This is a genomic window from Schaalia odontolytica, from assembly GCF_024584435.1.
Classification (GTDB): Bacteria; Actinomycetota; Actinomycetes; order Actinomycetales; family Actinomycetaceae; genus Pauljensenia.
The window spans coordinates 1,712,113-1,723,976 of the sequence record NZ_CP102197.1 but is presented as its reverse complement, the minus strand read 5'-3'; the positions used below and the strand labels follow the sequence as shown (position 1 = coordinate 1,723,976).

Genomic DNA, 11,864 nt, shown 5'->3' with positions numbered 1-11,864 from the left:
TGTGCGGCGCGCCTACCGGGGGGTGGCCGCGCGGGCCGGTTATGCGATGGCCGACCACATGCACACCTCCCTGGTGTGCCAGGCCATTGACATGTCGGTCAGGAGATGCCCGGTCGAGGAGTGTGTGACGATCTTTCACTCCGACACGGGGAAGCAGTACACGTCCCAGAGGTTCCTGGATCGCCTCAAGTCCTATGGTATTCGCCCGTCAGTGGGGCGTACGGGGGTGTGCTGGGACAACGCTTGGGCTTCAGTCATTCAACGCTACGCGCAAGAACGAGAGGGCTCACCGAATGGTCTATCCCACGAAGGACAGGGCGATCAAGGATATCGCCTCGTGGATCGAACTGAGATACAGTCGTACTCGTCTCCACCCAACTCTAGGGTGTCGCATTCCCGACGGGGTCGAAAGCGATTTCCTGGACTTAACGAATGCAGCCTGAAACACAAACAAGCACTGTCCGAAAAACACCCAGCAGTTCAGTGTGGGCTGAACCCACGTGAAAGAAAATGGAGAGAAAATGACTCAGGCAGATGTTCTGGTGGTAGGCGGCGTGGGAGTCGATCACATTGTCCGAGTGAAATCCTTGCCCCTCCCTGTTGTGGATTCCATGATGGTTCCGCCCATCGTGACCGTCGTGGGTCACACGGGTAACGGCGTGGCCTTCGGTGTCCACACGCTTGGCCGCACCTCCGCCATGGCGGACGTGATCGGAGATGACGCTGAAGGTCGGCTCATCCAGGACGCTTACTCAGCTGCTGGGATCCCGATAACATTCGTCACGCACATCAGCGGCACGCGACGCTCGGTGAATTTGGTGACCGAGGAAGGGCAGCGCATGTCCCTGTACGATCCACGACATCCGTTCGAGTTTATTCCCGATTCGTCGCTGTGGCGCGAAGGCATCGAGAGGTCCCGTCACGTGCACGTCTCAATCATGAACTGGGCGAGGTACGCCTTGCGGGACGCTGTTGCCGCAGGTCGGTCGACGTCGACCGACCTGCATGACTGGGATGGTGTTGCCGACTATCACAAGGATTTTGCCTATGGTGCCGACTACGTCTTTGTGTCAGCCGCGGCGCTAAGGGACGAGTCCGGTGTGGTCGCAGACGTTTTCGCCCGAGGGCGTGCCCAGTTCGTGGTGGTGATGGCCGGGAGTGAGGGCGCCCGTGTGTGGCAACGGTCGGACGAGTTGCCACTGCGGATCAGCCCGATCTCTATTCCCGGTCGTCCGGTCGTGGATAGCAACGGGGCTGGCGACAGTTTTGTGGCGGCTTTTCTGTGCCACTACTTGGACCACGGCGATGTCTTCGGGGCCGCCCGCGCGGGCGCGGTGGGTGGCGCCTGGGCGTGCGGGACCCTCGGGACACACACGAGTTTTGTCGACGCTGAGACGCTAGAGCGGCTTCTGGCTCGGTGACGGTGTGGTCCAGATGTCCCAGGATGATGTCGGATACTGGACCGCCGAGCTTCCTCAAATCGGACGCGGTGCGCTCAGCCCTCGAATCTGTCATTCAGGAGGCGCTGAGGACCCGATGAGACGCGACGAGTCTGGCTATGTCTTGTAATATCGGCGATCCTGCGCGCCAGGGTGCGGGCCGGTGCCAACCGGCGTGAGGGCGACGAACCCGCCTAGGCTCCCGGCGCCCGATCACGCAGGTAGGCGAGCAGGCGCAGGGCACCCGCCTTCGAAAGGGGTTCGTTGCCGTTGCCACACTTGGGGGACTGAACGCAGCGCGGGCATCCCGACTCGCAGTCGCAGCACGAGACGGCCTCCAGGGTCGCGGTCACCCACTCGCGCGCGCTGCGGTACCCCGCGAGCGCGTGCCCTGCCCCGCCTCGGAACGCGTCGTGAACGAAAACCGTGGGCAAACCCGTGTCGTCATGTCGCTCGGTCGATAGCCCACCCAGGTCCCACCGATCGCACGTCGTCACCACCGGCAGCATCCCGATCATCGCGTGCTCGGTCGCGTGCAGCGTTCCCGCAAGGTCGCGTGCCTCAATCCCCGCCGCTTTCAGCACGACCGGAGCGAGCGTGAACCACGTTGACTTCGTGGCAAGCGTGTGGGTGGGGAGGGATAGCTCCACGTTGCGAATGAACTCGAGCCCGGGCAATCGCAGCAGATCATAGTCGGTCACCCGCGTCGACACGTTCGTCGGGCCGTGATGCCAGGTGACGGCCCCATCCCCGCTCGCGTAGGACTCCTCAACGCCGCACACCTCGACGCTCGTGTGCGTGGAGGCGCGGGTGCGCAAGGGGGTACGCACCTCCTCGACGAGGGCGACCCGGGCGTCGCGGCCACGTGGGGGTGCGACGATGAGGGGTGCGGCCCCCTCGGACACCGCCTCCGCCCGTTCGACCCCGTGTTCCCGCTCGACGACGCCGCGCTCAAGCGGGTCGGGGCTCGCCCCGAGCGGAAGATGCGGCCATCCCCGCGCGGCGGGAGCGCAGGGCTCGGTGAGGGAGGACAAGCTGAGGACGTGAAAGGTGCGTCCCTGGTGGATGTAGATCGCCCCGGGGAACACGTGGGCATCGGCCGAGGCCTCGTCGATGGTGCCAACGACCGCTCCGGCGCGCGCCTCAACGATCTGAACGTCCCCGGAGGAGCCGCGCAGGTCCGTCAAGTCGGTGGGACGCTCGGGACGGGTGGCATCCCAGAAGTAGCCGGCCGGCCGGCGCCTGAGGTATCCGTCGGCCCTCAGGCGTTCGGCGATAGCCTCCAAATGCTCGCCAAAGTAGGCGTTGTCGGATGCCGTGATCGGTAACTCCGCCGCCGCGGCCGCCACGTGCGGGGCCAACACCCACGGATTCGCGGGGTCAATGACGCAGGCTTCGACCTGTCCGAGGATCTCCTCCGGGTGGCGCACGAGATAGGCGTCCAGGGGATTGTCCGACGCGATGAGAACCGACGTTCCCGGGGCGCCGGCGCGCCCCGCGCGGCCGATCTGCTGACGCAGGGACGCCCTCGTTCCCGGCCACCCCACCGTCAGGGTCGCATCCAGTCCCGAGATGTCCAACCCCATCTCCAGGGCCGAGGTGGTCGCCAGCGCCCGCACAGCCCCCGTCCGGATCGCGTCTTCGAGGGCGCGCCGCTCCTCGGGCAGGTACCCGCCCCGGTAGGCGCCCACCCTGCCCGCCAGGGGCGAGGCATGTGATGACAGGCGGTCGCGGATCTGGGCGGCCACGGCCTCGGCGCCGGCTCGCGAGCGGACGAAGGCCAACAGGCGCGCCCCCTCCTCGACGAACGCGCAGCCGAGAGCGGCGGCCTCCGCACCGGCGCTGCGCCGTACGAGGGGAACACTCAGCGTCGCGGTGCCGGGCGGGGCGTCGATGGCATCCAGGAACGAGGAGATGTCCACCTCGGATGCGTCGGCGACTACTCTCCCCTGCCACAGGACCAGCTCGTGCTCGCCGACGGGGGAACCGTCCTGGGTGACCGCGGTCGGGTCGCGCCCCGTGAGCACCCGTCCCACCGCCCGCGCGTCGCGCACGGTCGCGCTGAGCATGAGGATCCTCGGATCCGCGCCCAGGTGGTGTGCGACGCGCAGGAGCCTGCGCACGAGGAGGGCGACGTGCGAGCCGGTCACGCCTCGCCAATGGTGCGCCTCGTCGATGACGATGAGGCGCAGCGATGCGAGGAAGCGTGACCAACGCTGGTGGGCGGGCAGCATGACGTGGTGCAAGAAATCGGGGTTCGACAGGACGAGGTCCGCGCCCGCCCGCGCCCACTCCTTGGCCTCGCGCGGCGTGTCGCCGTCCACGCACTGGGCGCGTACGCGTCTCAGGCGCTCATCGACGCCGTCGGGCTCCGGCGCGCCACGCTCGGTGGCGCGCGCGGCCTGGCCGAGCAGCGCCGTCAGTGACGCCAGCTGATCAGCGGCGAGGGCCTTGGTCGGGGCCAGGTACAGGGCCGTTGGGCGACGGTGGATCGCCGAAATGCGGGAGGATTCCTCGGCCTCGACGAGGTCGGAGAGGATTGGGGTCCACGCGGCCAGCGACTTGCCGGAACCGGTGCCCGTCGCCAGCACGACGTCGGAGCCGCCGCGCAGTGCGTCGAGGGCGCGACGCTGGTGAGTCCAGGGCCTCGCGACCCCCCGCCGACGCCATGCCTCCACGACTGCGGGGCAGACCCACGACGGCCACGATGCGAACTGGGCGCAACGGCCCGGGAGGGTCACGCTGCCCAGGAGGCGATCGTCGTTGGCGCTCAAGCGCCTCAAGACGTCCAGCAGGTCTGATGGGGAGGGGCCCGAAGGGCCTTGATCAGTGCTCATCCGAGCCGGTGACCGCCCACCCCAGCGTCTCGGAGGCGGATTCTTTCACGTACCGGATGGCGGCGATCCCCGTCGAAATACCCGACGAAATCGCGTCGCGCAGCTGCACGTCGGACAGGCCGGCTTCCGTGTCCACGACGAAGTCCGCGTAGACGCCCAGCTTGCCCTCGGGAGATACCGCGGTGTACACGGTCGGGAAGTACTTCTCACGGTTCCAGTTGTCCGCCGTCGCGAACAGCGCCGACTCGGCGCTCGCGGGTTCCATGCCCGTGTCCCACACCGCCCGAATCGACAGGAAACGCCCGGCCGCGTCAAAGGAGACGAGGAACGGGATGTCATCGAAGATCGCGCCCGCGGCGCGGCCGGACTCGATCACGTCCAGCGCGTAACCCATCGAGCGCACGGCCGATACGACCCGCTCGAAGTCGGCGGGATAGGGAGTTTCCTCGTCCTCGGGAACGAGGTAGGGAACGTTCATCGCAGGGGCCTCCGATCCTGGCTGTCCCAATCCACGAAATCGGGCAATGCCACCTCAAGGTCCGCAAAGAAGCCCATGATCATCGACATCGATGTCTCGAAGAAGTTGTCCAACTGAGCCTGGGTGAGGCCCGAGAGCACGACGATGTTGCACTCGGCGATCAGGCCGTACTGCGTGCCGTCCTCGAGCGGAGCCACGTACGCCTTCGGACCCGTGCGCGTCGAATTGCAGGTCGCGACCTCGCGAGCCAGCTCGCCGAACTGCTCGGGCGTGCGGGCGATGCCCCGCCACTGCGCGCGCAGCTGAAGAATCTGAGGATTCGTTGCATTCCAAAAGAACGCCGCGTTCGGCATCAGATACGCCAGCTCGCCCTCGTTGTAGTCGCCAAAACGCACGTCCCGAGACCTGAGCAAGTCTCGGATGCGATCGGTGCTGACAGGTGAAGAAGAAGCCACTGACAACTCCCGCGTTGAACGTACAGATTTGGACACCCCCACTCTAACCGAGCCCCACGCACGGCGCGCGCCCACCTCGGTCGCCTCGTATTGGCCGCCCTGGCGGGCGTGGACCGCGGGCCGCTTCGACGACGAACCGGGTCGCGCCGGGCGGGGCCGATGCGTGCGGTGCGGTCCATGACAAGCAAAAGGCCACGCAGAAACCACCCGCTCATCCCGGTTAAATCCGCGAACACCTCTTCCGCTCCACTACAGTGGGTGGGGAACGACCATCGACGCGAACGGAGGACACCGTGGACGACCCGAATCTCGCCCTGCCCTCCGACCCCTCCGTCGACGAGTCCTACACGAAGAGTTCTCGGCCCGCGCGCCCCCGCTCCTCGTCGAGCGGCGGCGCCAATGCCCGCGGGCGCGGCGGGGCCGAGGCGGGAGACCGGAGCGCCGGCGCCGCTCAGCCCGAACCGTCCCGAGCCGCGCCGGGCGCACCCGCTTCCCCTTCCCTGACCTCCGATGCGTGGTATCGTCGCCAGCTCGCCCGGCGCCTCGGAGGCGTCGTGACCTGCCTGGTCCTGACGGCACTCATCGCGCACCTCGCCCTGGCGACCGCGCCCGGGCAGGTCGTCGACACGATCCTCATGGAGGGCACGATGCGTTCGGCCCGCCACTACGAGGGCTTCTCCATGCTCATCACCGGGCTGGTGTCCGTGCCCGTCATGGTGATCGCGGGCGCCGCGGTTGCCCTGGTCGCCGCGGCTCGTCGGCGTCCCACGCTCGCGGGGCGCGCCCTCGGCGCCGTCATCGGCGCCAACATAACGACCCAGATCCTCAAGGACTACATCCTGACCCGCCCGAACCTGGGTGTCACAACCGGCGCCGGGAACTCCCTCCCGTCGGGACACACCACGGTTGCTGTCACGATCTCCCTGGCTCTCGTGGTCGTCGCGCCCAAGCTCTCGCGCAGCCCGTCCGCCTGGCTCGGGTGGGCGTGGACCGCGCTCATGGGCGTGTCCGTCATGATGGAGGGGTGGCACAGGCCCGCTGACGTCATCACGGCCGTCCTTATCGCGGGTGCGTGGGCCCTCGCCCTGTCTCCCATCGAGCGGCGCCCCCGGCACGGAGTACACGTGCAGAGAATCATGGCGTGGATCAGCCTGGGGCTTCTCGCTCTAGCCCTTGTCGCGACGGTGGCCGGGCTGTGGGGCTTCAGCATGTCTGCGGCCTCGCCCGGTTCGGGCTACGGATTCGAGGACTTCCTGCAGATTCGACCGTGGCGGTCGCTGGTCCTGGGAGTCGCTGCCGTCGCGTGGGTGAGCGCCGTGTGCGGGCTCGTCATGCACGAGGTCGACCGCCTGGCGGGCGAGTAGGCCGCGTTCTAGTGGGGTCCGCCCGCGGCAATGGACGCCGGTGGGGTCGTGTTGCGGGCCGCAGACGGTGGATAATGGGTCGTGGCGACCGGCCTGCACGGCTCTATCGGACGGGGCCGCGGTCCGGCCTCGCCGACGACCGACGCCGCCACGAGACGAAGGAATCGACATGCCTGGCCCATCTTCCGCCGTTGTGACCTCCGCTCCCGCCCGCATCCTCCTGGGCCTGATGCGCATCGCCGTTGGCTTCGTCTTCCTGTGGGGTTTCCTGGACAAGACCTTCGGCCTCCACTTTCCTACCGGCCCGTCGCGCGCCTGGATCAACGGGGGCACGCCGGCCCAGAGCTTCCTGACGGGCGCGACGGGGGGTAAGCCGCTTGCCTCTTTCTTCCAGGCCCTTGCCGTTCCGGCGGTTGACTGGGTGTTCATGGCGAGCCTGCTGGGAATCGGGGTGGCGCTCATCCTTGGGGTCTGCACGCGCCTGGCGGGAGTCGGTGGGGTCATCATGATGGGCTTCATGTACGCGGCGACCGCGCCCTGGGTGTGGGGTTCGCTCAATCCCGTGGTCAGTCAGCATCTTGTCTATGCGATGGTCCTGGCGCTCATTCCCCTCACGAGCGCCGGGGATACGCTGGGACTCGGGGCGCGGTGGAAGAAACTCTCCGTGGTGAAGAAGCTTCCCTTCCTCGTCTGACTCTTCGCTGGTGGCGCGGCCATCGCGCTCACGCGTACGTCGCGGCGTGCCCGATGCCGGTCGCCTCTCGCGCGAGGTGTGTGCGCGCTCGCCCGCCGCCCTCACGGAGCGCTGCCGCCCGTCGACGATGACAGGATGTTGGTCCTAGGAAAATGCGGGGGAGGCGTCGACGTGGCGAAGGGAACCCGCGACGCGCGGGCCGCCTCTGTACTACCCGACCGATACTAGATACAGTGGCTCATGTTCGACCCAAGCACTACATCTAGTGTTCGTGCGGGCGCCTTTCCTCCATCGAGAGGCGTCGACCCGATGGGACGGTAGCGCCGCCACCGCCCACGATGCCACGAATGCCGCGCGACGAGAAGCAACGCCGCCACGTGTCGACGCGCCGAACAAGCCGCAGCGCAACCCCAGCTCCCGGTGCTTCGCCCGCGCAAGCGAGCGCGGATCACCTCGCGCCGGGGCATACATCAGTCACAGAAGAAGCCAGACAGGAGAGGGGCCATGACCAGCGCACCCCGTTATGACGTCGATGCCATCGCAACCGTGGAGGAGTACCTGGACCGCTCCGATTGGCGTGTCAACGCCAACGCGAACCAGGGGTACTCGCTCGGGGGGCTGATCCTGAACTCGGCGGGCAAGATCGTCGCCAACTACTGGCTCGAGCACGTCTATACGCCCGAGATCGCGGCGCCGCACCGCAGCGGCGACTACCACATCCACGACCTGGACATGTTCGCCGGATACTGCGCGGGCTGGTCGCTCAAGCGCCTCATCCAGGAGGGCTTCAACGGTGTCGGCGGGGCCATCGCCTCCGCCCCTCCCCGCCACTTCTCCTCGGCGTGCGGCCAGATCGTCAACTTCCTGGGCACGCTCCAAAACGAGTGGGCGGGCGCTCAGGCATTCTCCTCCTTCGATACGTACATGGCCCCCTTCGTGCGTCTCGACGACATGACCTACGAACAGATCGTCCAGTGCATGCAGGAACTCATCTACAACCTCAACGTTCCCTCCCGCTGGGGGAGCCAGTGCCCCTTCACCAACCTCACCTTCGACTGGACGTGCCCCGACGACCTCGCCGACGAGCACCCCATGATCGGTGACGAGATCGTTGACTTCACCTATGGGGACCTGCAGCGTGAGATGGACCTCATCAACCGCGCGTTCATCGAGGTCATGACCGGTGGAGACGCCGACGGACGTGTCTTCACGTTCCCCATCCCCACCTACAACATCACCCCCGACTTCGATTGGAAGGGTGAGAACGTTGACGCCCTCTTCGAGATGACCGCCAAGTATGGGCTTCCCTACTTCCAGAACTTCATCAACTCCGACCTGGATCCGCACATGATCCGCTCCATGTGCTGCCGCCTTCAGCTGGACCTGCGCGAGCTGCTCAAACGAGGCAACGGCCTCTTCGGGTCAGCCGAGCTGACCGGATCCATCGGTGTCGTCACGCTCAACATGGCGCGCCTCGGCTACCTCTACAAGGGTGACGAGGCAGGCCTCGTTGCCCAGATGGACCGCCTCATCGACCTGGCCTCCCAGTCCCTCGAGATCAAGCGCGAGACCATCCAGTTCCACATGGACCACGGCCTCTTCCCCTACTCCAAGCGCTACCTGGGGACGCTGGACAACCACTTCTCCACCATCGGCGTCAACGGCATGAACGAGATGGTGCGCAATTTCAGCGACGACGCCTACGACCTCACGGACCCGCGGGGCTTCGACCTGTGCGTGCGAATCCTCGACCGCGTGCGCGAGCGAATGGTCGAGCTGCAAGAGGCGACCGGCCACATGTACAACCTTGAGGCCACGCCCGCCGAGGGCACCACCTATCGCTTTGCCAAGGAGGATCGCAAGCGCTTCGCCGACATCATCCAGGCAGGAACCGAGGCCGAACCCTACTACACGAACTCCTCCCAGCTTCCCGTCGCCTACACCGATGACCCCTTCCAGGCCCTCGAAGACCAGGAGATCCTCCAGGGCAAGTACACGGGCGGAACGGTCCTGCACCTGTACATGGGGGAGCGCGTCTCTTCCGGAGCGGCCTGCAAGGAGATGGTGCGCCGATCCCTCACCGCCTTCAAGGTCCCCTACATCACGATCACCCCGACTTTCTCGATCTGCCCGGTCCACGGATACCTGGCGGGAGAACACCTCACCTGCGACAAGTGTGCCGCGGCCCACCCGGGTGACGAGCCGCAGGCCTGCGAGGTGTGGACACGAGTCATGGGATACTTCCGTCCCGTTCAGTCCTTCAACATCGGCAAGAAGGGCGAGTACCACGAGCGTCGGATGTTCTCCGAACAGGCCGCCGACTCGCACGGTGAACTCGTCAGCGCATTCCCCCCGGCGGGAAGACGCTGACGTGAGCAGGTCTGCCCAGGGCGGCTGCCCAGCATCTCCCCCGACGCCCCCCAAGGCCTCGGGCGAGGCACGCGGGGCAGCCCCCGGGAAGGCATGGGGGCCGCAGGATCTGCAGATCGCCGGCCTGGTGCCCATGTCGACCGTCGACTGGCCCGGTAAATTCGTCGCCTCCCTGTTCTTGCAGGGCTGCCCCTGGGCATGTCCGTACTGCCATAACAGCGCGATCATTGACCCGCGCATCCCCGGAGTGGTCGCGTGGTCCTCCCTCGAAGAACTTCTCGCGCGCAGGCGAGGCCTCCTCGATGGGGTCGTGTTCTCCGGCGGCGAGGCCACCCGGCAGATCGCCTTGGCCTCGGGGATGGCGCGCGTGCGCGAACTCGGCTTCGCGGTGGGCCTGCACACCGCCGGGCCCTACCCGGGGCGCCTCGCGAACCTGCTGGACGAGGGCCTCGTCGACTGGGTCGGCATCGACCTGAAGGCCATGCCCGACCACTACGAGGCGGTGGCCGGGCGCGTGGGAGCGGGAGAGAAGGCGTGGTCCTCCCTCGAGATCCTCCTTGCCCACCCCGACGTGGACCACGAGGTGAGACTCACCGTCTACCCCGACGGCCCGCGTGACGGCCTCGACGTGGCGCGCGCCGCCCGGGATCTGGGCGTTAGATGTTTCGCCCTTCAGCAGGCGCGCGAGGTCGGCACCCCGGCGGGATTTGTCTCCACCAGGCCCGGCTGGGACGACCAGGTGCGCGCGCTCGCGGAAGACATTGACAACCTCGGTTTTGACAGCTTCGTGTTTCGAGGCGGTTCATGAGTGTTTTGTCAAGTGACAGCGCCGCATGGTGGAAAATGCACAAGGTAAATTTTCGCCTGCGACGTGCGGGCGCGGTATGGTGTAACAACTGCATGACCGTTGAATCTTGGAGTAGCGATGGCAGAAGAGCTGCATTTCGACAACCCTGCGGCGGCAGCCCAGGATCCATCGACCGACGCTGAGGCACTGCGCCAGCTGGCCTATCGCTACCCCGAGTTGCGCCCAGCTGTCGCCGCGCACCCGCACGCCTATCGCGGTCTCCTCGACTGGCTGCACCAGTTCAACGACCCGGCCGTCAACGCCGCCCTTGAGGCGCGCGACGACTACGACGGATACATCGACTCCAACGGGTACCTCGTCATGCACGGCGACGTGTCGGGTGCGGTCGCGGGTTCCTCGATCCGAACCTCCGAGTCCGGCATGTACGTCCTGGGTCAGGGCGGCGTCAACTCCTACTCCCAGGTGGAGAGGACCACGCCATACTCCGCGGTCGTCGGCTCCAGCGCGCCCGTCCCGCAGGTGGACGCTCGCGAACAGGTCGTCGCGCAGGTGCAGCGCCAGTCCATCATGGGGAGCAAAGCGCCAAACGATGCCCAGGCAACCGCGGCCTACCCAGCCGCCTCCGTCGGGAGCGCCTACCCGAGCGCATCCGGTCCCGCACGCCCCCAGAACATGCCGCAGGCGTATCCGGGGGCGGGAGCCTCCTATCAGGTCCAGCCCACGGCGCAACAGGGAACGTCGGCGGAGGAGACCGAATCGGGCGGACGCCGCGGCATCTCCGTCATGGCCATCGTCCTCACCATTCTTGGCGTGATCGCGGTGATCCTCCTCGGATTCGTCATCTACGTGTTCACGCGCGGCTACGAGGGGCCCACCCCCGGGGCCAATGCGAGTCCGTCGCCGACCTCAACGGCAACGGACGCGTCGCCCTCGCCGAGCGCCAGTTCCGAGGAACCCGCCAAGTATCCGGCCCCGGCCGGCGCGCTAGCCGTGGACTCCTTCTCCTCCCCGTCGGGCAACATCACCTGCTCCTTCAGCGCCGACGGCGTCAGCTGCGGTATCAGCGAGTCTGACTGGGCCGATGACGGCTACAGCTCGTGCCCCAGCAATCAGGTCGGCGTCCTGTCGGCGACGAAGGACAAGGCAGCCCAGTCCTGCGCGAACCGGGCGCCCTCGGGCGGCAACGCTCTCGCATACGGGGCGGCGGCCGCCAAGGGCGACTACGCCTGCCATTCCACCCAGGACGGGATCAGCTGCTGGAACACGAAGAGCGGCCAGTCCTTCGCGCTGGCGCGCGGCGGATGGATGACCGGCTCGACGGGCGAGATCAGCCCCGATAAGTTCCGCTGGAACCAGTAGGTGGCAGTCACGCGAGGCGGGCCCCGAGGAGACTCGGGGCCCGCCTCCCTGTCTGTCCCG

The 11,864-nt window shown here is 67.0% G+C and carries 10 protein-coding genes; 7 read left to right on the top strand and 3 right to left on the bottom strand.

Annotated elements, in window-relative coordinates; translation table 11 throughout:
* Positions 1 to 46 precede the first annotated feature (46 nt).
* Both NQK35_RS10625 and NQK35_RS07655 read left to right on the top strand, forming a co-directional pair.
* Entirely contained in the window at positions 47 to 655 is a 609-nt protein-coding gene (locus NQK35_RS10625; protein ID WP_373567095.1) for a DDE-type integrase/transposase/recombinase, read from the top strand.
* A complete protein-coding gene (locus NQK35_RS07655) occupies positions 543 to 1,421 on the top strand; it encodes a carbohydrate kinase family protein (protein ID WP_373567094.1) in 879 nt (292 codons plus the stop codon). The genes NQK35_RS10625 and NQK35_RS07655 overlap by 113 nt, the downstream gene beginning before the upstream one ends.
* 212 nt (positions 1,422 to 1,633) lie before the next feature.
* Here NQK35_RS07655 and NQK35_RS07650 read toward each other — a convergent pair whose 3' ends face one another.
* From NQK35_RS07650 to NQK35_RS07640, 3 genes are read right to left on the bottom strand one after another with little or no spacing between them, the layout of a single operon-like run.
* Positions 1,634 to 4,276 carry a DEAD/DEAH box helicase gene (locus NQK35_RS07650; protein WP_257113766.1) on the bottom strand — a complete coding sequence of 881 codons (2,643 nt, stop codon included), beginning with the start codon at positions 4,274 to 4,276 and terminating at the stop codon, positions 1,634 to 1,636.
* Positions 4,266 to 4,754, bottom strand: coding sequence for a YbjN domain-containing protein (locus NQK35_RS07645; RefSeq protein WP_009212983.1), 489 nt, complete (start codon positions 4,752 to 4,754; stop codon positions 4,266 to 4,268). The genes NQK35_RS07650 and NQK35_RS07645 overlap by 11 nt, the downstream gene beginning before the upstream one ends.
* Positions 4,751 to 5,167 (bottom strand): YbjN domain-containing protein, encoded by a 417-nt coding sequence (locus tag NQK35_RS07640; RefSeq protein ID WP_009212984.1) that lies wholly within the window; start codon positions 5,165 to 5,167, stop codon positions 4,751 to 4,753. The genes NQK35_RS07645 and NQK35_RS07640 overlap by 4 nt, the downstream gene beginning before the upstream one ends.
* Before the next feature lie 335 nt (positions 5,168 to 5,502).
* On the opposite strand from NQK35_RS07640, the gene NQK35_RS07635 reads away from it, so the two are divergent.
* The 5 genes from NQK35_RS07635 to NQK35_RS07615 all read left to right on the top strand — a co-directional run bounded on the left by NQK35_RS07635 (position 5,503) and on the right by NQK35_RS07615 (position 11,804).
* Complete coding sequence (locus NQK35_RS07635; RefSeq protein ID WP_009212985.1) at positions 5,503 to 6,573, top strand: phosphatase PAP2 family protein; 1,071 nt, start codon at positions 5,503 to 5,505, stop codon at positions 6,571 to 6,573.
* A gap of 169 nt (positions 6,574 to 6,742) precedes the next feature.
* Positions 6,743 to 7,267, top strand: coding sequence for a hypothetical protein (locus NQK35_RS07630; RefSeq protein ID WP_257113765.1), 525 nt, complete (start codon positions 6,743 to 6,745; stop codon positions 7,265 to 7,267).
* A 504-nt stretch (positions 7,268 to 7,771) separates the two neighbouring features.
* Positions 7,772 to 9,637 carry a ribonucleoside triphosphate reductase gene (locus NQK35_RS07625; RefSeq protein WP_257113764.1) on the top strand — a complete coding sequence of 622 codons (1,866 nt, stop codon included), beginning with the start codon at positions 7,772 to 7,774 and terminating at the stop codon, positions 9,635 to 9,637.
* 133 nt (positions 9,638 to 9,770) lie between these two features.
* Positions 9,771 to 10,445 (top strand): anaerobic ribonucleoside-triphosphate reductase activating protein, encoded by a 675-nt coding sequence (locus NQK35_RS07620; RefSeq protein WP_009212988.1) that lies wholly within the window; start codon positions 9,771 to 9,773, stop codon positions 10,443 to 10,445.
* 117 nt (positions 10,446 to 10,562) lie between these two features.
* Positions 10,563 to 11,804 carry a variant leucine-rich repeat-containing protein gene (locus NQK35_RS07615; protein ID WP_257113763.1) on the top strand — a complete coding sequence of 414 codons (1,242 nt, stop codon included), beginning with the start codon at positions 10,563 to 10,565 and terminating at the stop codon, positions 11,802 to 11,804.
* Positions 11,805 to 11,864 lie beyond the last annotated feature (60 nt).